This window comes from Amycolatopsis sp. NBC_00438, from assembly GCF_036026695.1.
In the GTDB taxonomy this organism is placed as follows: domain Bacteria; phylum Actinomycetota; class Actinomycetes; order Mycobacteriales; family Pseudonocardiaceae; genus Amycolatopsis.
Genome location: NZ_CP107923.1, coordinates 3,151,595 through 3,175,639, shown reverse-complemented (window position 1 = coordinate 3,175,639; position 24,045 = coordinate 3,151,595). Strand labels below are relative to the sequence as shown.

The window sequence follows — 24,045 nt, the reverse complement described above, 5'->3', positions numbered from 1 at the left end:
CGAGACGCATCTTTCCTAGGGAAAGTGACGTCCGGGCCGTCACTGGGGCGGGCGCATTCGGGTGACGGCGGGAGTCTGCGGCACTTTCACGTGAAAGTGACCACCTGGGGATGGCACTTTCACGTGAAAGTGACGTCAGCGGCGCCAGAAGTCGTGCGGGGTTTGGCCGGGGCGGAAGCCGCACGATTCCACCAGGGCCGCGGCCGTCGCGAAGCCGTGGCCGACCAGGCCCGGCTCGTGGGCGTCGCTGCCGAAGGCGACCGCTTCGCCACCCAAGTCGAACCACCAGCGGACCACTTCGCCCGGTAGCGGCACCTTTGTGTTGACCTCCAGCGCCCGTCCGCTGGTGGCCAGGGCGCGCAGCACCGTCCGGAACTCCTCCTCGAAGTCCGCTGCCACGAACGGCGGGCCTTCGGCGGGCCACGAGCGCAGGGCGTAGTCGATGTGCGCGAGTACCGCGAAGTCGGCCGTCGACTCGACCAAGCCCAGCACTTCCGTCAGGTACGCGCGCAGGATGTCCGCCGGCGGGCCGGACACCACCGTCAGCTCCTGGTGGTGTCCGTCGTCGCCCGGCAGCGAGTGCACCGAGCCCAGCACGCGGTCGAAGTCGTGAGAAGCCAGGAGGGCGTCCGCGCGCGAGCGGTGCCAGTGCGGCTCGCTCAGCTCCACTCCGGACAGGATCCGCAGGTCCGGGAACCGCTCGCGGCACTCCTCGACGCACGCCAGGTAGCCCGGGACGTCCAGGTCGGGCGGCTCGAGGACGCCGTCCGGGCGCAGCCGCACCCGGAAGTGGTCCGGCAGCTGCGGGCGGATCGGCTCCGGGATCAGCCACGGCGTGAGGTCCGCGTGCTCGGTGAACGCGACCGACGGCAGCCCCAGCTCCAGTGCGCGTTCGCACGAGCCGAGCATCGACCCGGTGACCGTGTCCCAGGACCATTCGGTGTGGACGTGGCCGTCCGGCGGCAGACTCACCGGATCACCGTAACGCGGTTTTTGGGCTAGCGTCTCGGTATGGCGCAGAAGGCGGTTGAGCTGGAGGTCGGGCCGCACACCGTGCGGATCTCGAACCCGGACCGGGTGTACTTCCCGGCTCGCGGCGAGACCAAGCTCGACCTGGTCGACTACTACCTCTCGGTGGGCGACGGCATCGTCAACGCCCTGCGCGAGCGGCCGTGCATGCTGCACCGCTTCCCGTCCGGGGTGGCGGGGGAGAAGGTGCACCAGAAGCGCGTCCCGAACGGCGCGCCGCCGTGGCTGGAGACCGTCCGGGTGGACTTCCCGCGCTACAACCGGCACGCCGACGAGCTGTGCGTCACCGAGCTGGCGCACGTCGCCTGGGCGGTGCAGATGTCCACAGTGGAGTTCCACCCGTGGAACTCCCGCCGTGCGGACACCGAAAAGCCCGACGAGTGGCGCATCGACCTCGACCCGATGCCCGAGTGCGGTTACGACCGCGTCCGCCGGGTCGCGCACGTGGCGCACGAAGTCCTCGACGAGCTGGGTGCCGTCGGCTGGCCCAAGACGTCCGGCGGGCGGGGGCTGCACGTCTACGTCCGGATCGAGCCGCGCTGGGGCTTCTCCGACGTCCGCCGCGCGGCACTCGCCTTCGCCCGCGAAGTGGAACGGCGCGCGCCCGACGAGGTGACGACGACCTGGTGGCGCAAGGACCGCGACCCGCGCACGCTGTTCGTCGACTACAACCAGAACGCGCGCGACCACACGATCGCCAGCGCCTACTCGGTGCGCGGCAACCCGGAGGGCACCGTCTCGACGCCGATCCGCTGGGACGAGATCGACGACGCCGAGCCCGGTGACTTCACCATCGCGACCGTCCCGGCCCGCTTCGCCGAGCTGGGTGACCTCCACGCGGGCATCGACGACGCCGTGTTCTCCCTCGACACCCTGCTGGAGTGGGCCGACCGCGACGGCGTCGAAGAGCCGCCCGAAGACTGACGGCAGACCCGATCAGTCGAGGCGTTCGATGATCGTCGCGTTGGCGAGGCCGCCCGCCTCGCACATCGTCTGCAGGCCGTAGCGGCCGCCGGTTTCCTCCAGCACCGACAGCAGCGTCGTCATCAGCCGCGCGCCGCTGCCGCCGAGGGGGTGGCCGAGCGCGATCGCGCCGCCGTGGACGTTGACCTTCGCCAGGTCCGCGCCGATCTCGGCCTGCCAGGCCAGCACGACGCTGGCGAACGCCTCGTTGACCTCGAAGGCGTCGATGTCGGACACCGAAAGCCCGGCCCGGTCCAGGACCTTGCGGGTCGCCGGGATGACGCCGGTGAGCATGTACAGCGGGTCGTCGCCGACCACGGCGAAGTTCCGGATCCTCGCTCGCGGACGCAATCCGAGCGCCGCGGCCGTCTCGCTGCTGGTGATCATGAGCGCGGCGGCACCGTCGTTGATCGGCGAGGAGTTGCCCGCCGTGACGCGCCAGTCCAGGTCCGGGAAGCTCCGCTCCCAGACGTCGGCGCGGAACGCCGGCTTCAGCCCGGCGAGGATCTCCGGGGTGGTGCCCGGCCGGACGGTTTCGTCGGTCGTGACGTCGACGAGGACGCCGTCGGGTCCGGGAGCTTTGAGCGGTGCGACCTCGCGGGCGAACTTGCCGTCGGCCCACGCCTTCGCGGCCCGCTGGTGGCTTTCGGCGGAGAACTCGTCCAGCCGCGCGCGGCCGAGGCCCCACTTGGCCGCGATCAGTTCGGCGCTGATGCCCTGCGGCACGAGGCCGTCCGGGTAACGCGCGGCGACCTGCGGGCCGAACGGGTCGCGCCCGGCGACCTGGCTGCCCATCGGCACCCGGCTCATCGACTCGACGCCGGACGCGATCACCACGTCGTACGCGCCGGCGATGACTCCCTGCGCGGCGAAGTGGACGGCCTGCTGGCTGCTGCCGCACTGCCGGTCCACGGTCACGGCGGGCACCGACTCCGGCAGGCCGGCGGCGAGCGCGGCCCAGCGGGCGGTGTTCATGCTCTGCTCGCCGATCTGGCCGACGGCACCGCTGATGACGTCGTCGATCCGGGCCGGGTCGACGCCGGTGCGCTCGACGAGCGAGCGGAGCGCGTGGGCGTGCAGGTCGACCGGGTGCACCCCGGCCAGTGTCCCGTTCGGCTTGCCCTTGCCGATGGGGGTCCGTACCGCGTCGACGATCACCGCGTCCGTCATGGCGTCTGCCTCCTCGCAGATCGGGGGATAGGTTCGGTATACGCCGGCAGGTTGGATTCCACAACTTACCTGTTCGACACGTCACACGACCTTGACGTGCTAGGTTGGATTTTCAACCCGTGGAGGTGACGTCGTGCGGCGTGGTCGTGAATGCTCGGTGGCGGAGGCTCTCGAGGTCGTCGGCGAGCGGTGGAGCCTGCTGGCCCTGCGCGAGATCATGCTGGGGGAGCGGCGGTTCAACCAGATCGCCGAGAACACCGGCGCGAGCCGCGACATCCTCGCCGCGCGGCTGCGCAAGCTCGTCGACGCGGGCGTGCTCGAGAAGGTCCAGTACGAGGCCCACCCGCCGCGTCACGAGTACTACCCGACCGAAGCCGGCCGCGCGCTGCAGCCGATCCTGCTGGGCCTGATGGCCTGGGGCGACAAGTACGTCCACCAGGGCGAACCGCCCACGCTCTGGCGCCACGCCTGCGGTGCCGAACTGCGCGCGGTGACCGTGTGCGAGCACTGCGGCGAGCCGGTCAACGCGCCGGGCACCCACGCGATCCGGCTGGGCGCCGTGCGCTGACGTCCGACCTCCGTTCTCCCGGAAGGCCCCCTCGCACTCGCGAGGGGGCCTTCCGGCCGTTTGGGCGTTGACTTGAGACCCCCGTCACTGTAACTCTTGAACGAATCAGTGCAAGAACCTGACAAGTGTCCGAGAAATCGAGGCAGCAGTCAGGAAGATCCCGCCCAGCTCCTCAACGCCGAGGTGTCCATGACGGCTGCTTCGCCCTGCCCGCGCGCGCCTCCGACCCGGCCGGTCGCGCCCGCCCGTTCCCCGGTCTCCGCCGTGCCCGCGCCCCGCGGGCCGGTCCTCGCTCCCCGCGTCTCCCTCTTCCCCGGATCAGAGGAACCTCAATGAGAACGAAGCGACTCCTGTCGCGCGCGGCGACCTACGCCGCCCTGTCCCTGCTCCTGGCGGCACCCGCCGTCGCGGCGAGCGGCGCCCCGGCCGCGACCGCCGTCCCCGCGGTGGACCAAGCGGTCCAGGCCGCCGCCCAAGCCGCCTCCGCGACCTACACCGCCAGCAGCCAGCTCGGCGAATACCCCGCGTCGAACATCGGCGACGGCAACCAGGCCACCTACTGGGAAAGCGCGAACAACCAGTTCCCGCAGTGGATCCAGGCCGACCTCGGCGCCACCACGAACGTCGCGCAGGTCGTGCTCAAGCTGCCCGCCGGCTGGGAGGCGCGCACCGAAACCCTCACCGTGCAGGGCAGCACGAACGGCACGAGCTTCAGCGACGTCGTCGCGTCGGCCGGCTACCGGTTCGACCCGGCCTCGGCCAACACCGTGACGATCAACCTCACCGCCAGTGCCCGTTACGTCCGGCTGAACGTCACCGCCAACACCGGCTGGCCGGCCGCACAGCTGTCCGAGTTCGAGGTGCACGGCAGCACCTCCGGCGGTGACACGCAGCCGCCGTCCGCGCCCGGCAACCTCGCCTACACCGCGCCCGCGAGCGGCCAGCTCCGGCTCACCTGGTCGGCCTCGACCGACAACATCGGCGTCACCGGCTACGACGTCTACGCGAACAACGCGCTGCGCGGCAGCGTCGCCGGGAACGTCCTGACCTACACGGACAACCAGCCCGACGGCACGACCGTGGCCTACTACGTCCGCGCCCACGACGCCGCGGGCAACCAGTCGGCGAACAGCAACACGGTGACGCGCAACGGCACCCAGGTCGGCACGAACCTCGCGGTCGGCAAGCCGATCACGGCGTCGTCGACGGAGTTCACGTTCGTCGCGGCCAACGCGAACGACAACTCGACCAGCACCTACTGGGAGGGCGGCGGCGGGACCTACCCGAACCTGCTGACCGTCGGGCTCGGCTCCAACGCCGACCTCAGCCAGGTCGTCGTCAAGCTCAACCCGGACGCCTCGTGGGGCCCGCGCACCCAGACCATCGCCGTCGAAGGCCGTGAGCAGGCGTCCTCGACGTTCACCACGCTGGCCGCCGCGCAGACGTACAACTTCAACCCCAGCACCGGGAACAGCGTCACCATCCCGCTGAGCGGCCGCGTCGCCGACGTCCGGCTGCGCGTCACCGCCAACTCCGGCGCCGGCGGTGGGCAGGCCGCGGAGTTCCAGGTGATCGGCGTCCCCGCGCCCAACCCGGACCTCACGGTGTCGGGCGTCTCCTGGTCGCCGCAGAACCCGGTGGAGTCCGACGCGATCACCGCGTCGGCGACCGTCCGCAACGCCGGCACGGTGGCCGCGGGCGCGACGAACGTCAACCTCTACCTCGGCACCACGAAGGTCGGCACCGCCGCGGTCGGCGCGCTGGCGGCCGGAGCGTCGACGACGGTGTCGGCGAACATCGGCGCCCAGAACGCGGGCAGCTACCAGCTGACCGCGAAGGTCGACGAGGCCAACGCCGTGATCGAGCAGAACGAGAACAACAACTCGTTCACCGGCTCGACGGCGCTCGTCGTCAGCCCGGTGCAGAGCTCCGACCTCGTCGCGGCGACCGGCTGGTCGCCGAACACCCCGTCGGCGGGCAACACGGTGACCTTCAGCGTGACGCTGCGCAACCAGGGCACGATCGCGTCGGCGTCCGGTGCGCACGGCGTGACCGTGACGCTCACCGACACGAATGGCACCGTCGTGAAGACGCTGACCGGCTCGTACACCGGCGCGATCGCGGCCGGGGCCACGGCGTCGCCGGTGAACGTCGGCACGTGGACGGCGGCCAACGGCAAGTACACCGTGAAGACGGTCGTCGCGAACGACGCCAACGAGCTGCCGGTGAAGCAGGCCAACAACACCAGCTCGCAGTCGCTGTTCGTCGGCCAGGGCGCCAACATGCCCTACGACATGTACGAAGCCGAGGACGGCGTCCTCGCGGGCGGCGCGGCCGTGGTCGGCCCGAACCGCACCATCGGCGACCTCACCGGCGAGGCGTCCGGGCGCAAGGCCGTCACGCTGAACTCGACCGGCTCGTCGGTGGAGTTCACCACGCGGTCGGCGACGAACACGCTGGTCACGCGCTTCTCCATCCCGGACTCCGCGGGTGGCGGCGGGATCAACTCGACGATCGACGTCTACGTCAACGGCACCTTCCTCAAGGCGATCGACCTGACCTCGCACTACGCGTGGCTCTACGGCGCCGAAACCGGCCCGGGCAACTCGCCGGGCACCGGGCCGCGCCACATCTACGACGAGGCCAGCGCGCTGCTCGGCACCACCGTGCCGGCGGGCAGCAGGATCAAACTGCAGAAGGACGCGGCGAACAGCACGAACTACGCGATCGACTTCGTGAACTTCGAGCAGGCCACCGCGCAGGCGAACCCGGACCCGGCGCACTTCGCCGTCCCCGCCGGGTTCACGCAGCAGGACGTCCAGGCCGCCCTGGACAAGGTCCGGCAGGACAGCACCCTCACCGGGGTCTACCTGCCGACCGGGAACTACTCGCTCTCGAGCAAGGTGAACGTCTACGGCAAGGCGATCACGCTGATCGGCGCCGGGCCGTGGTTCACGAAGTTCTCCGCGCCCGCCGGGCAGGAGAACACCGACATCGGCTTCGACGTCCAGTCGACCGCCAACGGGTCGACGGTCAGCGGGTTCGCGGTGTTCGGGAACTACACCTCCCGCATCGACGGCCCCGGCAAGGTGTTCAACCTGGCCAACGTCGCCAACCTGACGATCGACAACATCTGGGTGGAGCACCAGGTGGTCATGGTGTGGGGCACCAATGTGGACAACACCACGATCAAGAACTCCCGGATCCGCGACACGTTCGCCGACGGGATCAACCTCACGAACGGGAGCACCGGGAACCACGTCGTCAACGACGAAGCCCGGTCCACCGGTGACGACAGCTTCGCGCTGTTCGCCGCCACGGACATCAACCAGGGCAACCAGTACGACAACGTGTTCGAGAACCTGACCGCGCTCACCCCGTGGCGCGCGGCCGGGCTGGCGGTCTACGGCGGGTACAACAACACCTTCCGCAACCTCTACATCGCGGACACGCTGACGTACTCGGCGATCACGATCAGCTCGCTCGACTTCGGCTACCCGTTCCTCGGGTTCGGGCCGCAGCCGACGACGGTCCAGAACGCCTCGCTCGTGCGGGCGGGTGGCCACTTCTGGGGCCAGCAGACCTTCCCGGCGATCTGGATGTTCTCCGCTTCCAAGGAGTTCCGCGGGATCCGGGTGTCCGATGTGGACATCCAGAGCCCGACCTACAGCGGGATCATGTTCCAGACGAACTACGTCGGCGGGCAGCCGCAGAACTCCGTGCAGGACACCGTGTTCACCAACGTGAACATCAGCGGGGCCCAGCGCAGCGGGGACGCCTTCGACGCGAAGTCCGGGATCGGCATCTGGGCCAACGAGCTGCCGGAACCGGGTCAGGGCCCGGCCGTCGGCTCGGCGACGTTCACCGGGCTCACGCTGAGCAACAACGCCCAGGACATCCGGAACACGACAAGCACGTTCACCATCGTCCGCAACTGACCCGCACCTGATCAAAAGAGTGCCGTCAAGGCCACCTTACGGGCGACAGACGCCCGTAAGGTGGCCTTGACGGCGTTGATGGGTGGAGGTGGGCCTCGTGCGGATCCTGGTCACCGGCGGCACCGGGCAGCTCGGCAGGGTGGTCGCCGAGCGGCTGCGCGCGGCGGGCGAAGAGGTCCGCGTCCTCAGCAGACGGCCCGGGCCGGACGTCGTGCCCGGCGACCTGCGCACCGGGCGCGGCGTCGACAGCGCGCTGGCCGGCGTCGACACCGTCGTCCACTGCGCCACCGACTTCCGGCACGAGACGGCGCTCGCGCGGACGCTGGTCGAGGCCGCGCGCTGGACCGGCGGACCGCACCTGGTCTACGTCTCGATCGTCGGCGTCGACCGCGTCCCGCTCGGCTACTACCGGAGCAAGCTCGCGGCCGAGGAGCTGATCGCCGCGTCCGGTCTGCCGTACACGATCCAGCGCGCCACGCAGTTCCACGCGCTGGTCCGGACGTTGTTCGCGGGCGCGTCCCGGCTGCCGGTGCTGCCCGTACCCCGGGTGCGCTTCCAGCCCGTGGACGTCCGCGACGTCGCGCCGCGCCTGGCCGACCTGGCCACCGGCGACCCGGTGGGCCGCGTCGACGACTTCGGCGGCCCGGAGATCCTGGCGGCGGCCGAGCTGGCCCAGGCGGTCGCCGAGGCGAGCGGGCGGCGCCGCAGGATCGTCTCGGTGAAGCTCCCGGGGGAGACGTTCCGGGCGTACGCCGGCGGCGGCCACCTCACGCCGGACCACCTCGACGGCCGGATCACGTTCGCGCGGTACCTGTCCGAGCAGGCCGACGCCGGGGTGCTGGGGTACCGGAAGCGCTAGCTCGGCACCCAGTTGCCGTGGAAGCCGATCGGCACCCGGTCCGGCAAGTGGATCGCGGCGACCGTCTCCAGCGTGGCGGCGTCGAGCAGCGTCAGTTCGCTGCGTTCGGTGGCCGCGTCGTGGACAAAACCGGCCAGGACACCGTCGTCCTCGGCGGCGTCTTCGGCACGCGGCACGAAAACGAACTCCGCCGGCGTGCGCCCGGCCCCGAACGACCGCACCTGCGACGAGCCGTTCGAGAAGTCGTGTTTGTACAAGGCCTCCGACGGGGTCGCGCCGCTGCTCACGGCGGGCGCGTAGCCGTAACGGTGCCGGAGCCCGACCAGCCGCTCGTCGACGCGGGGGAACTCCTGGCCGCGGTCGTCGAGCCGTTCCTCGATGACCTTCCCGGAGGAGAAGTCGACGGTCCACCGGTCCAGCGTCGGCACGCCCTCGTCGGGCCCGTGCAGTTCGCGGTCGAAGATCCGGGGGTGCCGGACGACGTCGAGCACGACGCTGTCGCCGTCGTCGTAGGCGTTGAGCGGGTGGAAGACGTAGCAGGGCTCGACGTCGAACCAGCGGACGTCGCCGTTGCCGCCTTCGCGCGGCATCACGCCGACTCGCGCCGGGTACTTCGGGTTCCAGTGGTAGGGCAGGCCGCCGTTGGCCGCGATCTTCGTGGCCAGCCGCGCGGTGATCGGGTCGGGGATCCGCACCCGGCCGATGACCGCCGAGAGCACGAGGCGGGCGGTGGTGCGCAGCACCCGGGACGGGATCGCCGCGGTCGCCATGCCGGCATCGAAGGTCACCGGCAGGTCGTAGAAGACGACGTGCCGTTCGGTGAGGGAGAAGTCGTGCATCATCGGCGCGCCGGTGACCTCGACGTCGACCTCGCGCCGGACCCGGCCGGCCGCGTCGATCACGGAGTAGGTGACCTTGTTGCCCTTGGCCATCGAGTAGGAGACGGCGTGCAGTTCGCCGGTCCGCGGGTCGCGCTTGGGGTGGGCGGTGTAGCCGCCGGAGAGGGTGCCGTCGAAGTCGCAGCGGCCCTCGGTGTCGAGCTCGTCGGACAGTTCCCAGATCGTGGCGCCGGCCTCCATCAGGGCGAGCGTCTTGCCGGCGTGGCCGATGACGTTCGTGTTGGCGCTGAGGCCGTGCGGGGTGCGGCGCGGCCGGTCGCCGTCGAGGATCGCGTCGATCGACGGGTTGCGCACCCAGCGGTTGCGGTACCACTCGGCCTTGCCGTCGCGCAGGCGGACGCCGTGGACCATGCCGTCACCCATGAACCAGTGATACGCCGCCGGGTCCACTTCGGACAGCGGGTTCGGGCCGTTGCGCAGGTAGCGGCCGTCGAGGAAGTCCGGGATCGTCCCGGTGACCTCGAGTTCGGTGAGGGTGTGCTCCTGGCTGATCGGGGCGAAGTTGCCTTCGAGGAAGGGATTGGTCATCACCGGTAGTAGACCTTTCGTCGCACCTGGAAACCCCTAGACGTCGGCCGGCCGGGGCGTGACGAGCAGTTTGAGCACGTCGCTGAACAGCGACGACGGGACCGCGTCGGGCTCGACACCACGTTCCACCGCGAGGCCGTTGGACAGGGCCAGCACCACCACCGCGAGGTGCTCGGGTGCCAGGGGCAGCTCGACCCCGTGCTGGGCGGCGGCCTTGCGGATGGCCGCGGTGATCGCGTCGCGCAGCCGGGCGCGGCGCTCCGCGAGTCCCTTGTGGACGGCCGGGTTCCGCATCGCCAGACCCCAGTACTCCAGCAGCAGCCGGTGCCAGGTGGCGTCCGAGTCGATCCCGGCGAGCAGCCGCGCCCCGGCTTCCGTGGTGGCCTCGTCGAGGTCGGCCCGGTCGGTGAACGCGGTCGTCGCGCCCTCCATCCGTTCGACGATGTGCTCTTCCATGATCGTCAGCACCAGGTCGTCGCGACCGGTGAAGCTGGAGTAGACGGCGCCCTTGGTCAGGCCGGCCTCGGCCGCGACGTCGTTGAGCGACGTCGCGGCGATGCCCTGGCGGGCGAACACCGCGGTGGCGGCGTCGATGATCCGCCGCCGGGTCTCGGCGCGGCTCGGGCGGCGGCGTGGGGGGCCGGTCATGGAGCGCAACGCTACCGCCTCCCTCACCTGGGCGTCCTTCGTTGACTGTGACGCAGGTCATCTGGTAAATCGGACACACGATACCGGTCGGTATCGAAACCGGGAGGTCCCGTGCCCACTGTCAGCGCCGACATCCGCCGAATCCTCACCGTCGCGGTCCTCGCCGCGGCCGCCCTGGTCGCCCCCGCCGCCGCGTCCGCCGCCGGGCTGCCGCCGAACCCCGCCGCCGATCCCTTCTACGCCCAGCCGTCGCCGTTCCCCGACGTCGCGCCGGGCACGATCCTCGACTCGCGCCCGATCACGATCCGGGCGCTCACCCTGCCGGTGCCGATCCGGGCCTGGCAGGTCAAGTACCGCTCGTCGGACACGCGCGGCGCGGCCATCGCCGACGTCGCGACGGTGATGCAGCCGGCGTCGTCCACCTCGAAGACGCTGGTCTCGTACCAGACCGCGCAGGACGGGCTCAGCCTCGACTGCGCACCGTCGTACGTGCTGGCCACCGGCACGGCGTTGCCCGCCGAGGAACTGGCGCTGATGGTGCCGCTGCTCGCCGCGGGCCACACCGTCGTGACCGCCGACTACGAGGGCCCACGGTCCGAGTGGACGGCCGGGCTCAACACCGCACACGGCGTCATCGACGGCATCCGCGCGGCCCAGTCGTTCGCGCCCGCCGGGCTTTCCGGGCCCGCGACCCCGACGGCGCTGATGGGCTATTCGGGCGGGGCGCTGGCCAGCCAGTGGGCCAACGAGGTCCAGCCGGCGTACGCGCCGGAGTTGAAGTTCGCCGGCGTCGCGGCCGGTGGGGTGCCCGCGGACATCGAGTACGTCGCCCGCCGCATCGACGGTGGTGTGTTCGCCGGGATCTACATCGGCGCGGCGGTCGGGCTGAGCCGCGCGTACCCGGAGATCGACACGGCCACGCTGCTCAACGCGCGCGGCAAGCAGGCGTTCGAGGACGTCGGCAAGCAGTGCATCGCCCAGTTCAGCGTCACCCAGGCGTTCCATCGGATGAGTGACTACACGACCGTGCCGCAGCTGCTCGACGTGCCGGCCGTGCGGAACGTGATCGCGCAGAACATCATGGGCACCCGGAAACCCGGCTCGCCGACGTACTTCTACCAGGGGATCTTCGACGAGCTGGCGCTCACGCCGCCGGTGGACGCGCTGGTCCGGAAGTACTGCGCGGAAGGCGTCACGATCCAGTACCGCCGCATCCCGATCGGCGACCACGTCACCGTCGCGGTGCAGGGTGCGCCCGGGGCGCTCGCCTACGTCCACGACCGGCTGGCCGGGAAGCCCGCGCCGTCGAGCTGCTGAGATCTTCATAATATCGGATTAATTACGAAGAATCTTGACCTCGGATCCGGATAGGTCATATGTTTGGCGGGCTGCAAGCCGGTCCCCGCCTTCAACGCCGAACGGATCCGACATGTCGAACCCCTCCCTTCCGCCGTCGCGCCGCACCTTCCTCAAGCTCGGTGGCGCGGTCGGCGCCGGGATCGCCCTGAGTGGCGTTCGTCCTTTTGTCGCAAGCGCAGATGTCGTGCGCCCGGCTGTCGCGGATCTCGTGCCCGACAGCCGGGCGACGACCCTGTGGTACCCGTCGCCCGCGGCCGAGGACAAGATCATCGAACAGGGCCTGCCGATCGGCAATGGTCGGATCGGTGCCCTTGTCGGCGGCGACCCGGCCGCCGACTTCCTGTACCTGTCCGACGCGTCCCTCTGGACCGGCGGCGCCAACGAGGTCCTCGAAGACGACGGCCAGTTCCCGTACGAACGCGAGAAGTTCGGCACCCTCGGGCTGCTGGCGAAGGCGCGGATCTCCGTGCCGGCGCACGTCGGCGTCACGGACTACCGGCGGACGCTCGATCTGAGCAACGGCCTGGTGACCGTCGCCTACACGTGCCAGGGCACCCGGTACCGGCGGGAGGTCTACGCGAGCCACCCCGACGACGTCGTGGTCGTCCGGCTGACCGGCGAAGGCCGCGGGACGCTGACCGGCACGGTCGCCTTGGAGCCGACGCGGGACGAGGTGCTGAGCGGCCCCGCGTTCGCGGCGACCTTCGCCAACGGGCTGAAGTACGCGTGCGCCGCTGCCGCGTCGAGCCGGGGTGGAACCGTTGCCCAGCAGGGGAACAACGTGGTGTTCACCGGCTGCCGCGAGGTCGTCGTCGTGCTTTCGGGTGGCACGAACTACGTGCCCGACGCGGCGCGGAAGTTCCTCGACGCCGCTCTGGATCCGTTGGTGCTGTCGAAGCAGAAGGCGGCTCGCGCGCTGCGCGCCGGGGGTGGCGCGTTGCTCGCGACGCACGTCGCGGACTACCGGCGGCTCTACGACCGGATGACCGTCGACCTGGGCGCCTCCCCGGCGTCGAAGCGCTCGCTGGACACGTGGGCGCGGCTGGTGGCGCGGCACGACGAGCCGGCCACGCCGGACCCGGAGCTGGAAGCGTCCTACCTCCAGTACGGTCGCTACCTGACGATCACCGGCTCGCGCGACGGCCTGCCGATGGGGCTGCAAGGCTTGTGGCAGAACAACAACACGCCCGACTGGATGAGCGACTACCACACCGACATCAACCTCCAGATGAACTACTGGCTGCCCGACCGCGCGGCGCTGCCGGGCAGTTTCACGGCGCTGGCCGACTACTGCCTCTCGCAGCTTCCCGTGTGGACGGACACCACGAAGAGGTCCTTCAACGACCCGAGAAACCGCTTCCGCAACACCAGCGGCAAGATCGGCGGCTGGGCCATCGCGTTCTCCACCAACATCTACGGCGGCTCCGGCTGGTGGTGGCATCCCGCCGGCAACGCGTGGCTGTGCAACTCGCTGTGGGACCACTACGCGTTCACCCAGGACAAGGCCTACCTCGCGCGGATCTACCCGCTGCTCAAGGGGGCCGCCGAGTTCTGGGAGGCGCGGCTGGTCACGACGACCGTCGACGGCCGCGAGGTGCTGGTCGACGACCACGACTGGTCACCGGAACACGGCCCGCAGGACACGCTCGGGAACACGTACTCCCAGGAGATCGTCTGGGACCTGTTCGAGCACTACCGCTCGGCGGCCACGACGCTGGGACGCGATCGCGCGTACGGCGACCGGATCGCCGGGCTGCAGCGGCAGCTGTACCTGCCGAAGGTGAGCCCGGCGACCGGCTGGCTCGAGGAGTGGATGTCGCCGGACAACCTGGGCGAGACCACGCACCGGCACCTGTCGCCGCTGATCGGGTTCTTCCCGGGCGACCGCATCGCGACGGACACGTCGTCCGCCGAGCTGCTCGGCGGGGTGCGTGCCCTGCTGACCGCGCGGGGGATGGACAGCTTCGGCTGGGCGACCGCGTGGCGGTCGGCGTGCTGGGCGCGGCTGAAGGACGCGGACAAGGCGTACCAGCTGCTGCTCACGGTCATGCGGCCGTCGGTGGCCAACGGCAACGGCACCGCGCCGAACTTCTTCGACATGTACAGCCAGGGCAGCTACACGATCTTCCAGATCGACGCGAACCTCGGCGCGCCCACCGCGGCGCTGGAGATGCTGCTGTACTCGCGCCCGGGCGTGCTGGAGCTGCTGCCCGCGCTGCCGTCGGCGTGGGCTCGCTCGGGGAAGGTGACCGGGATCGGCGCGCGCGGCGGGTTCGAGGTCGACGTCGCGTGGCGCGACGGCAAGGTGACCCGCGCGGTGATCCGCAGCGTCGGCGGGACGCGGACCGAGGTGCGTGCCGGCGCGTGGAAGCGCGTCGTCACCCTGCGGCCCGGCGGGTCGGTCACGATCGCGCCAAGTTGAGGGCTGCCCTCCGGAAAGTGATGTAGTGTTCAATCACATTTCCGGAGTCTGGAGTCACCGTGAACCTCGCCCTGTGGATCGTCGCCGGTGTGCTGGCCGCCCTGTACCTCGGCGCGGGGGGCATGAAGCTCGTGACCCCGCGGGAGAAGCTCCTCGACAACCCCAACATGGGGTGGACGGCGGACTTCTCCGCGGCGGCGATCAAAGGGATCGGCGCGATCGAGATCGTCGGCGCGATCGGCCTGATCCTGCCGTGGGCACTGGACATCGCGCCGGTGCTGACCCCGCTCGCGGCCACCGGACTGGCGATCGTCCAGATCGGTGCGATCATCGTGCACGGGCGCCGCAAGGAGACCAAGGCGCTGCCGATGAACGTCGTGCTGCTGGTGCTGGCGGCGTTCGTCGCCGTGGGCCGGTTCGCCGGCTGACCGTTCTTCCGGAGGATCGATGACGCTTCCCGCCTTCACCGACCACGGCGGCTCCGGCCCGGCGGTCGTGCTGCTGCACAGCTTCCTGATGGACGGCCGCATGTTCGCCGCGCAACTGCCGGCCCTGGACGGCTTCCGCTGCATCACGGTCGACGAGCGGGCCCACGGCGGCACGACCGCTTCGGAGGCGTTCGACTACTGGGACGTGGCGCGCGACGTCCTGGCGGTACTGGATCACCTGGACGTCACGTCCGCGGCGGTCGTCGGCACGAGCCAGGGCGGGTTCGTCGCGTTGCGGACGGCGCTGCTGGCTCCTTCCCGGGTTCGCGCGTTGGCGGTGCTCGGCACCTCGGCCGCGGCGGAAGACCCGGCGGTGGCGACGGGCTACCGAGCGGTCCTCGACGCCTGGGTGTCGGGCGGCGCCCCGCCGGAGGTCCTCGACGGCGTCGCGACGATCTGCTTCGGCCCGGCGGAGGTGGGGGAGTGGAAGCGGCGCTGGGGCTCGGTTCCGGCGGACCAGCTGACCTACGCGATGACGGCCCTCGTCGATCGCGACGCCGTGCTGGACCGGGTGGGCGAGATCGCGTGCCCGGCCCTGGTCCTGCACGGCACATCGGACCTGGCGTACCCGGTCGATCGGGCGTCCGAACTGGTGTCGGCGCTGCCTCAGGGGTCTTTGGTCGTGGTCGAGGACGGGGCGCACTTCTTGAGCTACACCCACCCGGACGAGGTGAACCCGCACCTGCGGCGGTTCCTCGACGCCAACGCCTAATACCCTGGAGGTCTCACCGACTCGCCGGAACGGAGGCCGCTGGTGGACGTCGACCTGCGGAAGCTGCGGTATTTCGTGGCGGTCGCCGAAGAACTGCACTTCGGCCGGGCCGCCGAGCGGCTGCACATCGCGCAGCCGGTGTTGTCGAGGCAGATCCGCGCGCTGGAAACCGAACTGCGGGCGCAGGTCTTCGTGCGGGACCGGCGATCCACGGAGCTGACGCCGGCCGGCCGGCAGCTGCTGGAAGACGCCCGCCCCCTCCTGGCCACCGCCGACGCCCTGCGGCGCCGGGTCGCGCTGGCCGCGCGGGGGACGTCGTCGTTCACGATCGGTTTCATGCCGGGGATCACGGTGACGGGTGCCGTACGCGAACTGACCACCCGCCACCCGGCCCTCGACGTCGGCCTGGTGCGCACGACCTGGGAAGACCAAGTCGAGGTCCTGCACGACGGCCGCGCCGACGTCAGCGTCGTGCGGCTGCCGGTCGACCCGCGCGGCCTGACCGTGCGGCCGCTGTTCCGCGAGCCGCGGGTCGCGGTCCTGCGCGCCGACCACCGGCTGGCCGGGAAGGATTCGGTACTGATCGCCGACCTGGCCGACGAGCACCTGCTCAACGACCCGGGTGCGGTGCCGGAATGGCGGGAGGTCGCGGCCGAACTGCGAGACGGGACGGCGCTGCCGTTTCGCGGGTTCCGGAGCGTCGAGGAGAAGCTGGAGCACGTCGCGGCGGGGACGGGGATCGCGGTCATCCCGCTCTCGACGTCGGAGTACTACACCCGGCCGGACGTCGCGCACGTCCCGATCGCGGACCTCCCGCCGAACGAGGTGTGTCTCGCCTGGGTGGTCACCCGCAGGTCCCGGCCGATCTTCGAGTTCGCCGAGATCGCGACGGCTTGGTTCGACCAGGTGACCGACTGACGGAGAGGCTGGGCCTGATGATCCGCTGGGCGACGTTCGACTGCTTCGGCACACTGGTGGACTGGCGGCACGGCATCGCGACCGGGATCGAGCTGCTGTTCCCGGGCCGCGGCGGCGACCTGCTCGAGGTCTACAACCGGATCGAACCGCGCGTCCAGGCGGAGGTCCCCGTCCGGCGCTACCGGGAGGTGCTGGCGGAGTCCCTGCGGCGCACGGCCGCCGAAGCCGGGTTGGACCTGCTGCCCGACGACGCTTCCGTGCTGGGCACGGGTCTCCCGTACTGGCCGGTGTTCCCCGACACCCGGACCGCGCTCGCGGACCTGCGCGCGGCCGGCTGGCGGCTGGCGTTGCTGACCAACTGCGACCGGGACCTGATCGCGGAGACCGAGCGGCGGCTGGCGGTGCCGATCGACGCCGTCGTCACCGCGGAAGACGTCGGCGGGTACAAGCCGGGACACGGGCACTTCGAGCGGTTCGCCTCGACGTTCGGCGCGAGCCGGGAGAACTGGGTGCACGTGGCGCAGAGCCATTTCCACGACATGGTCCCGGCGCGGGAGCTGGGGATCCGGCGCGTCTGGATCAACCGGCACGGTGACCCGCAGGACCCGGCCGTCGCGGACGCTGTGCTGCCGGGGCTGGCCGGGCTCCTGGAGACCGTGGAACGGGTGCACCGGATGGGCTGACGGTCATGCCGTCCGGCGTCATTTCCCCTCTGGCAACGCCAGCCGTCCTGGCCGTGCCGCCGGCTGCTTCGGTGTGGTGGACAACGCCGACCGCAGCGCCGTCCACGAGCGGGACGGGCGTGTGCGGCGAACCGGTGCTCGCCGTTCGGTCCCGCCCGTGCGGTAGTCCATCTCGACCTGTACCCAGTCGTAGATCCAGTCGCCTCGCATGGCTTTCCTCCGGCCGTTGGTTCCTGCCTCGAAGATCGGCCTGAGGGAGGCGGCGCGGCATCGGGTGATCACGTACCTTTTGCCGCGCCGGCCCCTTACCCGCGCAGCTCCGACAACGCGTCCAGGTGGGAGGGTGCCCAGCCCAGCTCCGCCTGGGCCCGCGCCGGCGTCAGCTGCTGGTCCAGGGCGAACGCCTCCGCGATCGGGCCCATCCGCTCCTCGGCCTGAGCCGGGGTGAGGTGCTCGAAGCGGCCGGGGCAGCCGGCCGCCGAGCTGAGGGCCTCGGCGATCTCCGCCAGGCGGATGTTCTCGCCGCTCACTCCCGCGTACACCGACTTCGCCGGCGCCTGCAACGCCAGCGCGTACAGCTCCGCGATGTCGTCCGCGTGCACCAGCGCCCAGTGGTTGCGGCCGTCACCGATCAGGGGGACCGCTCCGCGCTCGCGGGCCGGGGCCGTGAAGAACGTCTCGGCCAGGCCGCCGTCGTGGCCGTAGACCAGGCCCGGCATCACCAGCACCGGACGGCCGGCGCGGGAGAGGACGCGGTCCTCGTTCTCGCGCCGCCACGCCGTGATGCGCGGTGGGTTCTGCGGCGCGTCCTCGGTGACGACGCCGTTCGTGTCGCCGTAGACCCAGACGCCGCCCGTGTGCACGTAGACACCCCGGTCGCCGAGGCCGTCCTGCATCGCCGACGCCGCCGCGTCGTCGACCTGGGCCGTGTCGTCGCCGTAGTGCTGGCCCAGGTGGATGACGCCGTCGGCGGACGCGGCCGCGGCGCGCAGGACGGCCGGGTCCGTCAGGGCGCCGGGCACCGGGCGGGCGCCCAGGTCGGCGACCGTCCGGGCCGCGGCGTCGCTGCGGGCGAGCGCGCTCACCTCGTGGCCGTGCCGGATCAGGGCCCGGATCGCAGGGCGGCCGACGTAGCCGGAGCCGCCGGTGAGGAAGACCTTCATCGCAAGGGACCTTTCGTCGTGGTTCCCCTCCGACTCTCGGCCCGTTCCGCGCCCGCGTCCAAGACCCTTTCCGGCCGCTGTGATACCCGCGGGGCATCACTCCACGGTGACGGACTTCGCCAGGTTCCGCGGCTTGTCGATGTCGTGGCCCAGCGCCAGCGCCGCGTGGTAGGCCAGCAGCTGCAGCGGGATCGTCAGCAGGATCGGGTCCAGCTCCGGCTCGGTCTTCGGCACCACCAGACGCGGGACGTCCAGCGCGCCGAAGTCGACGTCCTCGTGCGTGACGGCCAGCACCGGTCCCGAGCGGGCCCGGATCTGCTGCAGGGCACCGAGGTTGCGCTCCGCGAGTTCGTCCGCCGGCACGATCGCGACCGTCGGCACCGAGGCGTCGATCAGCGCCAGCGGGCCGTGCTTCAGCTCCGACGTCTGGTACGCCTCGGCGTGCCGGTAGGAGACCTCCTTGAACTTCTGGGCCCCTTCGCGCGCCACCGGGAAACCGCGGACCCGGCCCACGAAGAACAGGCTCTTCGCGTCGGCGCAGGCACGCGCGTGCTCCTCGATCAGCTTCTCCTCGGCGAGCACCGCCCGGATCTGGTCCGGCAGCGCGTGGATCGCCGCGACGATCCGCTGGCCGGACGCGTTGGACAGGTCGCGGACCCGTCCGAGGGCCAGCGCGAGCATCGCGAACCCGACGGCCATGTTCGTCAGCGCCTTCGTGGACGCGACGGCCACCTCCGGGCCGGCGTGCAGGTACAGGCCGCCGTCGCAGGCGCGCGCGATCGCCGAGCCGACCACGTTCACCAGCCCGATGACGCGGCCGCCCTTGCGCTTGACCTCTTCGACGGCGAACGCGGTGTCGACCGTCTCCCCGGACTGGCTGACCGCGATGTAGAGCGTGTCCGCCTCGATGATCGGGTTGCGGTAGCGGAACTCGGACGCGGCCTCGGCGTCGGCCGGGATCCGGGCGAGTTCCTCGATCATCGTCGCGCCGATCTGGCCGACGTAGTACGCCGAGCCGCAGCCGAGGATCTTCACCCGCGCGAAGCCGCGCAGCTCCCGGGGCGTCAGGTTCAGGCCGTCCAGGCGGGAGACGCCGAAACGCTCGTCGAGGCGGCCGCGGATCATCCGCTCCACCGACTCGGGCTGCTCCTGGATCTCCTTGTACATGTAGTGGCTGTGCTCGCCGAGGTCCAGGTCGTCGGCCTCGATGTCGATCGCCGTCGGCGGCCGGCCGGTGTCGGCCTCCTCGACGGTGAACGTGCGGTACCCCTTGGCGGTGACGCTGGCGAACTCGCCGTCGGCGAGGTGCACGACGCTGGAGGTGTGGCGGACGAGCGCGGCCAGGTCGCTGGCCACGAACATCTCCTTGTCGCCGACGCCGACGATCAGCGGGGAGCCGTTGCGCGCCACGACGACGCGGTCCGGGCGGCTCGCGTCGGTGACCGCGATCGCGTACGTGCCGGAGATCCGGGAGACCGCTTCGACGACCGCGTCTTCCAGCGTCTCGGCCTCGGACCGGGCGATCAGGTGGGCGAGCACCTCCGTGTCGGTGTCCGAGGCGAGCGTGACGCCGGCGCGCGTGAGCTGCTCGCGCAGCGCGTCGGCGTTGTCGATGATCCCGTTGTGCACCACGGCGATCCGGCCGTCTTCGGAGACGTGCGGGTGGGCGTTGGCCTCGGTCGGCCCGCCGTGCGTCGCCCAGCGCGTGTGCCCGATGCCGGCCTTGCCGGCCAGCCGCTTCGGCAGCGCGGCGGCCAGGTTGCGGACGCGGCCGGTGATCCGGTGCACGCTCTGGCCGCCGGTGCCGAGCACGGCGATCCCGGCCGAGTCGTAGCCGCGGTACTCGAGGCGGGTGAGCCCTTCGAGCAGGATCGGGGCCGCGTTCTGGGTGCCGATGTATCCGACGATTCCGCACATGCCGGGGAGACCTCACTGGAGCAGGGGACGGGGACCGGGGCGGGCCCGGTCAGCCGTAGACGATGCGGCGCAGCTGCCGCTCGGACAGGGTGGGCGGCGCGACGAGCCGGCCGTCCAGCTCACCGGCGACGAGCGGGAAGATCTCGGGGTTCTTCTTCCCCTCGGTCTGCAGCTCCGCGTGCCGGCGCCGGACGTACTGCTCGGCGGTCTCCCGGTAGAACGCCAGCACGTCCTCGACCACGCGCCCGGCCACCGCGGGCGACAAGCCCGTGGACAGCGCGACCTGATCGACGAGTGAGGCGTCTTCCATGGCGCCCATCATGCACGGCAACGTCGTGAGTGCCAAATTCTTGCCCGATATCGGGCAAGAATTGCGACAAACGCGGAATGGGTCAACGTGCGGGCGAACTAGGGGTTCTTGCAGACTTCCGCCGTCGCAGCAGCCCTGGAGGGCAGCCGGGCGGTACAACAACCCGCATGGTGAGCACGGAATCCGGCGTGGTGAGCTTCCCCCGGCGCGGGCCCGGCCAGACCTCCCCGCCCGACGGTTACGCCGAGCTGCGCGGCAAGCCCGGGCTCTGCCGGACCATGCTGCCCGGCGGGAACCTGGTCTGGCTGGTCACCCGGCACGAAGACGTCCGGGCCGCCCTGACCGACCCGCGGCTCAGCTCCAACCCGGCGCTGCCCGGCTTCCCGGCCACCGGCGGGGCGCCCGAAGCGGTCCCCGGCTGGTTCGTCGCGATGGACGCGCCGGAGCACACCCGCTACCGCAAGCTGCTGATCCCGGAGTTCACCGTCCGCAAGGTGCGGGAGCTGCGCCCGGGCATCCAGCAGGTCGTCGACGACCTGATCGACGGGATGCTCGCCGCCGGCAACGCCGCCGACCTCGTGTCCGCCTTCTGCCTCGTGCTGCCCTCCCTGGTCATCTGCCAGCTGCTGGGTGTGCCCTACGAGGACCACGAGCACTTCGAGTCCCGCACGCGCGTGCTGGTCAGCCTGGCCTCGACGGCGCGCCAGCGTGAGGTCGCGCTCGGCGAAATCACCACCTACCTCACCGAGCTCATCGCCGCGAAGCGGACGGAGCCGGGGGAGGACCTGATCAGCCGGCTGCTCGCCGGGGGTGTGCTGGACGACGACGAGCTGCGCGGCGTCGCGATGCTGCTGCTGGTCGCCGGCCACGAGACCACCGCGAACATGCTGTCCCTCGGTGTGGTCACGTTGCTCGACAATCCACAGTGGATCGGGCACGAGGGGGTCGTCGAGGAGCTGCTGCGGTTCTACTCGATCTCCGACGTCGTCAGCCTGCGCGTCGCCACCGAGGACCTCGAGATCTCGGGCCAGCTGATCCGCCGCGGCGAGGGCGTGGCGCCGCTCGGGCTGGCGGCCGGCCACGACGGGACGGTGTTCGACGACCCCGGCGAGTTCTGCCCGGCGCGGTCCGCGCGCAGTCACGTCGCGTTCGGGTACGGCATCCACCAGTGCATCGGCCAGAACCTGGCGCGCCTGGAGATGGAGGTCGCGCTGACGACGCTGTTCGCCCGGATCCCGCGGCTGCGCCTGGCCGTGCCGGCCGACGAGCTGAACTTCAAGCACGACGGTGTCCTCTTCGGACTGTACGAGCTCCCGGCGCGCTGGTAGGGCGGCGTCAGGCGGTCAGGACGTTGACGCCTTCGCGCTCGATCTCCGCCGCCACGGTGGAATCGATGCCGCCGTCGGTGATGAACGTGTCCACTTCGGACAGTTCGGCGAACCGTGCGAAGTGGTCGTTGCCGACCTTCGTGTGATCGGCGAGCAGGACCACGCGGCGGGCGCCGGCGATCGAGGCGCGCTTGACCATCGCCTCGGCCGGGTCCGGGGTGGTCAGGCCACGCTCCACTGACAGGCCGTTGGTGGCCATGAACGCCACTTCGACGAAGGTCTCGCTCAGCGCGTGCAGCGCCCAGGCGTCGACCGACGCGAGCGTGCGGGCCCGCAGCCGGCCGCCGACCAGCATGACCGTCAGGTTGGGGCGCTTCGAGAGCGACAGCGCGATGTTCACGGAGTTCGTGACCACCGTGAGGTTGCAGTCGATCGGCAGGGCCTCGGCCAGGTGCGCGGTGGTCGTCCCGGCGTCGAGCAGGATCGCGCCCTCCGACGGCAGTTCGGCCAGCGCGGCCTTGCCGATGCGCTTCTTCTCCGCCGTCATCACGCTTTCGCGCGTGGTGAACGCGGGTTCGAACCCCAGCCGTTCGATGGGGATCGCCCCGCCGTGCACCCGGCGGAGCGATCCGTGCCGCTCCAGCGTGGTGAGGTCGCGGCGGATGGTTTCGGTGGTGACGGTGAACTCGCCCGCCAGCTCGGCGACGTCCACTCTGCCCCGCGTACGTGCACGCTCGAGGATCATTTGCTGACGCTCCTCCGCGTACATCGCCGCCCCCTTCATGTCGGTGCGTGTTGCCGGCGATGTGAGTTTATGTTGAATCACGTCCGGAAAGCAACGCCGGGGTCTCCTCGACGGGGGCCTGCAGCGCCCGCAGTTCACGCAGGATCTCGCCGTTGACGGCGCCCTGGTGCCGCGCGAGGAAGAAGTGGCCGCCGGGGAAAACCTCCAGCCGGAACGCGCCGTCGGTGTGGTCGCGCCAGTTCTCCGCCTCCTCGGCGGTGACCTTCGGGTCGTCGGTGCCGATCAGGACGGTCACCGGGCAGCCGACGCGGCGGTCCGCGGCGCAGGTGTAGGTCTCGATCGCGCGGTAGTCGTTCCGGATGGCCGGCAGGGCCATCCGGAGGATCTCGTCGCCGCCGAGCACCGTGAGGTCCTGTTTGTTGAGGTCCTTGACCTCCGCGATGATCCCGTCGTCGTCGCGCTCGTGGATCCGTTCGTCGCGGTGGGTCGACGGGCCGCGGCGGCCGGAGGCGATCAGCGCGCCGGGCCCCGGCGCGCCGCGGTCCGCGAGCCGCAGCGCGACTTCGAAGGCCAGGACCGCGCCCATGCTGTGGCCGAAGAAGACCGTCGGTTTCGCCGACAGGGCCAGCAGTTCCGTCGTGACCAGGTCGGCCAGGCCGGCGATGGTGTCGACGCAGGGTTCGCGCCGGCGGTCCTGGCGGCCGGGGTACTGCAGGGAAACGACGTCGACGTCCGGCGCGAACCGGGCGGAGACCGGGTGGAAGTAGCTGGCGGAACCACCGGCGTGCGGGAAGCACACCAGCCGGGTCCCTGCCTCGGCCGCCTGGTGGTAGCGGCGGATCCACGGCGTCGTGGCGTTGTCCGCGATGTTCACGAGGCGTGTTCCTTTCGGCGTGCTTACGGGTCACCAGTAAACCCAGGCCGCCGCAACGGAAACCTTAGTGTTGCCGGTCACCCGCGACGGAACGCGTGAGATCCACGGTTTTCCGGGTCAGGGCCCGCCTAGCCTGCGCGTACGGCCGTTTCCCGGCCGCGCCCGACCGCCCCGAGAGGAGCTCCGATGACCGGTGACGCGCTCGCCCTCGCCCGGCGCAAGGCCACCGAGCTGCGCAGGGCGGTCCAGTCCCTGCACCGGATCCACGGTGACACGCACTCGATGCGCCGGCTGCTGAGCGATCTCGAATGGATCGACGCGGGGCTGCGTGAACTGCCGCCGTCCGCCGCGCGCGAGGGCATCGAGGCTCTCGACCGGATCGTCGTGCCCGACACGCCGTACCGGCCGGACATGTGGCACGGCGCGGACGACGAAGGGCTCGGCGGCCGACGGCACCAGTGAGTCGTCGACCTCGGAATCACTGACCTCGAATCGCTGACCTCGATGGCGCGGGAAGCAGGTGC

At 71.0% G+C, this 24,045-nt stretch carries 21 protein-coding genes; 12 read left to right on the top strand and 9 right to left on the bottom strand.

The annotated features are described in order from the left end of the window. Positions 1-135: 135 nt before the first annotated feature. The gene (locus OG494_RS13985) at positions 136-972 is read right to left on the bottom strand and encodes a PHP domain-containing protein (RefSeq protein WP_328455677.1); all 837 of its coding nucleotides are present in this window, start codon (positions 970-972) and stop codon (positions 136-138) included. A gap of 39 nt (positions 973-1,011) precedes the next feature. Between OG494_RS13985 and ligD the strand changes: the two genes are divergently transcribed. Beyond that, a complete protein-coding gene (gene ligD / locus OG494_RS13980) occupies positions 1,012-1,953 on the top strand; it encodes a non-homologous end-joining DNA ligase (protein WP_328455675.1) in 942 nt (313 codons plus the stop codon). A 12-nt stretch (positions 1,954-1,965) separates the two neighbouring features. Here the strand turns inward: ligD and OG494_RS13975 are convergent, their stop codons facing one another. Further along, positions 1,966-3,162 carry a thiolase family protein gene (locus OG494_RS13975; RefSeq protein ID WP_328455673.1) on the bottom strand — a complete coding sequence of 399 codons (1,197 nt, stop codon included), beginning with the start codon at positions 3,160-3,162 and terminating at the stop codon, positions 1,966-1,968. A gap of 133 nt (positions 3,163-3,295) precedes the next feature. Here OG494_RS13975 and OG494_RS13970 point away from each other — a divergent pair, with 133 nt between their 5' ends. The 3 genes from OG494_RS13970 to OG494_RS13960 all read left to right on the top strand — a co-directional run bounded on the left by OG494_RS13970 (position 3,296) and on the right by OG494_RS13960 (position 8,527). After that, a complete protein-coding gene (locus OG494_RS13970; protein WP_328455670.1) occupies positions 3,296-3,730 on the top strand; it encodes a winged helix-turn-helix transcriptional regulator in 435 nt (144 codons plus the stop codon). 332 nt (positions 3,731-4,062) lie between these two features. After that, on the top strand, positions 4,063-7,668 hold the full coding sequence (locus OG494_RS13965) for a discoidin domain-containing protein (protein ID WP_328455668.1): 3,606 nt from the start codon (positions 4,063-4,065) through the stop codon (positions 7,666-7,668). 97 nt (positions 7,669-7,765) lie between these two features. Next, entirely contained in the window at positions 7,766-8,527 is a 762-nt protein-coding gene (locus tag OG494_RS13960) for an SDR family oxidoreductase (RefSeq protein ID WP_442874403.1), read from the top strand. Here OG494_RS13960 and OG494_RS13955 read toward each other — a convergent pair. Both OG494_RS13955 and OG494_RS13950 read right to left on the bottom strand, forming a co-directional pair. Further along, positions 8,524-9,954, bottom strand: a complete 1,431-nt coding sequence (locus OG494_RS13955) for a carotenoid oxygenase family protein (protein ID WP_328455666.1) — start codon at positions 9,952-9,954, stop codon at positions 8,524-8,526. The genes OG494_RS13960 and OG494_RS13955 overlap by 4 nt on opposite strands. Before the next feature lie 36 nt (positions 9,955-9,990). After that, entirely contained in the window at positions 9,991-10,602 is a 612-nt protein-coding gene (locus OG494_RS13950) for a TetR/AcrR family transcriptional regulator (RefSeq protein WP_328455664.1), read from the bottom strand. Positions 10,603-10,713: 111 nt separating this feature from the next. Between OG494_RS13950 and OG494_RS13945 the strand changes: the two genes are divergently transcribed. From OG494_RS13945 to OG494_RS13920, 6 genes are all read left to right on the top strand, one after another. Then, positions 10,714-11,919, top strand: coding sequence for a lipase family protein (locus OG494_RS13945; protein ID WP_328455662.1), 1,206 nt, complete (start codon positions 10,714-10,716; stop codon positions 11,917-11,919). A 112-nt stretch (positions 11,920-12,031) separates the two neighbouring features. Then, positions 12,032-14,383: a glycosyl hydrolase family 95 catalytic domain-containing protein gene (locus OG494_RS13940; RefSeq protein ID WP_328455661.1), complete on the top strand. Its 2,352-nt coding sequence runs from the start codon at positions 12,032-12,034 to the stop codon at positions 14,381-14,383. A 59-nt stretch (positions 14,384-14,442) separates the two neighbouring features. Next, positions 14,443-14,811, top strand: a complete 369-nt coding sequence (locus OG494_RS13935) for a DoxX family protein (RefSeq protein ID WP_328455660.1) — start codon at positions 14,443-14,445, stop codon at positions 14,809-14,811. Between the two features lie 19 nt (positions 14,812-14,830). Then, positions 14,831-15,583, top strand: a complete 753-nt coding sequence (locus OG494_RS13930) for an alpha/beta fold hydrolase (RefSeq protein WP_328455659.1) — start codon at positions 14,831-14,833, stop codon at positions 15,581-15,583. A gap of 42 nt (positions 15,584-15,625) precedes the next feature. Continuing rightward, complete coding sequence (locus OG494_RS13925) at positions 15,626-16,501, top strand: LysR family transcriptional regulator (RefSeq protein ID WP_328455658.1); 876 nt, start codon at positions 15,626-15,628, stop codon at positions 16,499-16,501. A 17-nt stretch (positions 16,502-16,518) separates the two neighbouring features. Further along, on the top strand, positions 16,519-17,184 hold the full coding sequence (locus OG494_RS13920; protein WP_328455657.1) for an HAD family hydrolase: 666 nt from the start codon (positions 16,519-16,521) through the stop codon (positions 17,182-17,184). 305 nt (positions 17,185-17,489) lie between these two features. Here the strand turns inward: OG494_RS13920 and OG494_RS13915 are convergent, their stop codons facing one another. From OG494_RS13915 to OG494_RS13905, 3 genes are all read right to left on the bottom strand, one after another. Further along, entirely contained in the window at positions 17,490-18,347 is an 858-nt protein-coding gene (locus tag OG494_RS13915) for an NAD-dependent epimerase/dehydratase family protein (RefSeq protein WP_328455655.1), read from the bottom strand. A gap of 96 nt (positions 18,348-18,443) precedes the next feature. Continuing rightward, the gene (gene glmS, locus OG494_RS13910; protein ID WP_328455653.1) at positions 18,444-20,264 is read right to left on the bottom strand and encodes a glutamine--fructose-6-phosphate transaminase (isomerizing); all 1,821 of its coding nucleotides are present in this window, start codon (positions 20,262-20,264) and stop codon (positions 18,444-18,446) included. 49 nt (positions 20,265-20,313) lie between these two features. Continuing rightward, complete coding sequence (locus OG494_RS13905) at positions 20,314-20,574, bottom strand: hypothetical protein (protein ID WP_328455651.1); 261 nt, start codon at positions 20,572-20,574, stop codon at positions 20,314-20,316. A gap of 167 nt (positions 20,575-20,741) precedes the next feature. Here OG494_RS13905 and OG494_RS13900 point away from each other — a divergent pair, with 167 nt between their 5' ends. Continuing rightward, on the top strand, positions 20,742-21,902 hold the full coding sequence (locus tag OG494_RS13900) for a cytochrome P450 (RefSeq protein WP_328455649.1): 1,161 nt from the start codon (positions 20,742-20,744) through the stop codon (positions 21,900-21,902). Positions 21,903-21,909: 7 nt separating this feature from the next. On the opposite strand, the gene OG494_RS13895 is transcribed toward OG494_RS13900, so the two are convergent. Next, entirely contained in the window at positions 21,910-22,671 is a 762-nt protein-coding gene (locus OG494_RS13895) for a DeoR/GlpR family DNA-binding transcription regulator (protein ID WP_247051664.1), read from the bottom strand. Between the two features lie 43 nt (positions 22,672-22,714). After that, positions 22,715-23,521 carry a thioesterase II family protein gene (locus tag OG494_RS13890; RefSeq protein ID WP_328455647.1) on the bottom strand — a complete coding sequence of 269 codons (807 nt, stop codon included), beginning with the start codon at positions 23,519-23,521 and terminating at the stop codon, positions 22,715-22,717. 186 nt (positions 23,522-23,707) lie between these two features. Here OG494_RS13890 and OG494_RS13885 point away from each other — a divergent pair, with 186 nt between their 5' ends. After that, positions 23,708-23,983: a hypothetical protein gene (locus tag OG494_RS13885; protein WP_328455645.1), complete on the top strand. Its 276-nt coding sequence runs from the start codon at positions 23,708-23,710 to the stop codon at positions 23,981-23,983. The last annotated feature ends 62 nt before the right edge of the window (positions 23,984-24,045 follow it).

Excerpts from the sequence above, each read along its gene's own strand:
- ligD (WP_328455675.1), top strand. The coding sequence starts at position 1,012 with ATGGCGCAGAAGGCGGTTGAGCTGGAGGTCGGGCCGCACACCGTGCGG.
- OG494_RS13975 (WP_328455673.1), bottom strand. The coding sequence starts at position 3,162 with ATGACGGACGCGGTGATCGTCGACGCGGTACGGACCCCCATCGGCAAG.
- OG494_RS13965 (WP_328455668.1), top strand. The coding sequence starts at position 4,063 with ATGAGAACGAAGCGACTCCTGTCGCGCGCGGCGACCTACGCCGCCCTG.
- OG494_RS13955 (WP_328455666.1), bottom strand. The coding sequence starts at position 9,954 with ATGACCAATCCCTTCCTCGAAGGCAACTTCGCCCCGATCAGCCAGGAG.
- OG494_RS13950 (WP_328455664.1), bottom strand. The coding sequence starts at position 10,602 with ATGACCGGCCCCCCACGCCGCCGCCCGAGCCGCGCCGAGACCCGGCGG.
- OG494_RS13940 (WP_328455661.1), top strand. The coding sequence starts at position 12,032 with ATGTCGAACCCCTCCCTTCCGCCGTCGCGCCGCACCTTCCTCAAGCTC.
- OG494_RS13930 (WP_328455659.1), top strand. The coding sequence starts at position 14,831 with ATGACGCTTCCCGCCTTCACCGACCACGGCGGCTCCGGCCCGGCGGTC.
- OG494_RS13920 (WP_328455657.1), top strand. The coding sequence starts at position 16,519 with ATGATCCGCTGGGCGACGTTCGACTGCTTCGGCACACTGGTGGACTGG.
- OG494_RS13915 (WP_328455655.1), bottom strand. The coding sequence starts at position 18,347 with ATGAAGGTCTTCCTCACCGGCGGCTCCGGCTACGTCGGCCGCCCTGCG.
- glmS (WP_328455653.1), bottom strand. The coding sequence starts at position 20,264 with ATGTGCGGAATCGTCGGATACATCGGCACCCAGAACGCGGCCCCGATC.
- OG494_RS13905 (WP_328455651.1), bottom strand. The coding sequence starts at position 20,574 with ATGGAAGACGCCTCACTCGTCGATCAGGTCGCGCTGTCCACGGGCTTG.
- OG494_RS13900 (WP_328455649.1), top strand. The coding sequence starts at position 20,742 with ATGGTGAGCACGGAATCCGGCGTGGTGAGCTTCCCCCGGCGCGGGCCC.
- OG494_RS13895 (WP_247051664.1), bottom strand. The coding sequence starts at position 22,671 with ATGTACGCGGAGGAGCGTCAGCAAATGATCCTCGAGCGTGCACGTACG.
- OG494_RS13885 (WP_328455645.1), top strand. The coding sequence starts at position 23,708 with ATGACCGGTGACGCGCTCGCCCTCGCCCGGCGCAAGGCCACCGAGCTG.